Below are 1,796 nucleotides of genomic sequence, written 5' to 3' on the forward strand. Positions count from 1 at the left end.
CGCCCGCGAGCGTGGCCTTGCCGTAGTTCGGCGTGCCGTCCGCGTTCTTGTCGTACGTCACTGCAGCACGCGTGTGACCATCACCATCCACCAGGCCCGTGTTCGTGAACGCGTTCTTGATGTTCGTGATGTCGCCCGTGTTGCCCACAACCCGACCGTCCAGGTTTTCCAGTGCGTCGCCGACGTTGCGATACGCGACTTGCTTCGAGCCGTCCGCGGAATCGGTCAGGCTGTACGTCGGCGCCGACAGCTTGCCGTTCGCATCCACCGACGAACCGCCGCCCAGCGCATTCGCCACGCTCTGCGCCGTGCCATGCAGTTGACCGCCGTTGATCGCATCCTTGCTCTGCGCGCTGACCTGGCCGGCCTTCACGTTCGTGAGCGTCGTGCCTTCCGTGCCGCCGAGCGTCGCCTTCGACTTCGTCGCATCGTCGTACGTCATCGCCAAGGACGTCACGCCCTTGTTCGGGTCGTTCGGATCCACCTGCGTGACCAGGCCCGCCTCCTTCAACTGGCCAAGGTTCACCGCATCCTTGTCAGCCTTACCCGCCGCTACGTTCGACAGGATCGTGCCGTCCGCGCCCGCGAGCGTGGCCTTGCCGTAGTTCGGCGTACCGTCCGCGTTCTTGTCGTACGTCACTGCGGCACGCGTGTGACCATTGCCGTCCACCAGACCCGTGTTCGTGAACGCGTTCTTGATGTTCGTGATGTCGCCCGTGTTGCTTGCAACCCGACCGTCCAGGTTTTCCAGTGCGTCGCCGACGTTGCGATACGCGACTTGCTTCGAGCCGTCCGCGGAATCGGTCAAGCTGTACGTCGGCGCCGATACCGCACCGTTCGCATCCACCGACGAACCGCCGCCCAGCGCATTCGCCACGCTCTGCGCCGTGCCATGCAGTTGACCGCCGTTGATCGCGTCCTTGCTGCCCGCGCTGACCTGACCGGCCTTCACGTTCGTGAGCGTCGTGCCTTCCGCGCCCGCCAGCGTCACCTTGTCCTTCTGGATGCTGTCGTACGCCACCGCCAGCGGATTCATCCCGCCTTCCACACCACGAATGGCTTCGGTCAGTTGATCGACGTTCACCGCGTCCTTGCCGTCCGTGCCTTGCGCAACGTTCGACAGCTTCACCGGCGTCGCCGACTTTCCACCGCCCAGCGTCACCGAACCGTAGTTCGCCGTGCCGTCCTGGTTGCGGTCGTACGTCACCGCGGCAATCGCCTTGCCGTCGTTACCGATAAGGCCCGACGACTTCAGTTGCGACACGTTCACCGCGTCCTTGTCAGCCACACCCGCCTTCACGTTCGACAGGATCGTGCCGTCCACGCCCGCGAGCGTGGCCTTGCCGTGGTTCGGCGTGCCGTCCGCGTTCTTGTCGTACGTCACTGCAGCACGCGTGTGACCATCGCCGTCCACCAGACCCGTGTTCGTGAACGCGTTCTTGATGTTCGTGATGTCACCCGTGTTGCCCGCAACCCGACCGTCCAGGTTTTCCAGTGCATCGCCGACATTGTGATACGCGACTTGCTTCGAACCGTCCGCGGAATCGGTCAGGCTGTACGTCGGTGCCGATACCGCACCGTTCGCATCCACCGACGAACCGCCGCCCAGCGCATTCGCCACGCTCTGCGCCGTGCCATGCAGTTGACCGCCGTTGATCGCATCCTTGCTCTGCGCGCTGACCTGACCCGCCTTCACGTTCGTGAGCGTCGTGCCTTCCGTGCCGCCGAGCGTCGCTTTCGACTTCGTCGCATCGTCGTACGTCATCGCCAAGGACGTCACGCCCTTGTTCGGGTCT

The 1,796-nt window shown here is 64.3% G+C and carries 1 pseudogene; it reads right to left on the bottom strand.

The features are described 5' to 3' along the window. Positions 1 to 1,780 (bottom strand): annotated as a pseudogene (locus WT24_RS03840) (hypothetical protein); the annotation flags it as partial. Between the last annotated feature and the right edge of the window lie 16 nt (positions 1,781 to 1,796).

This window comes from Burkholderia sp. MSMB1078WGS (assembly GCF_001528895.1).
Taxonomy (GTDB): Bacteria; Pseudomonadota; Gammaproteobacteria; order Burkholderiales; family Burkholderiaceae; genus Burkholderia.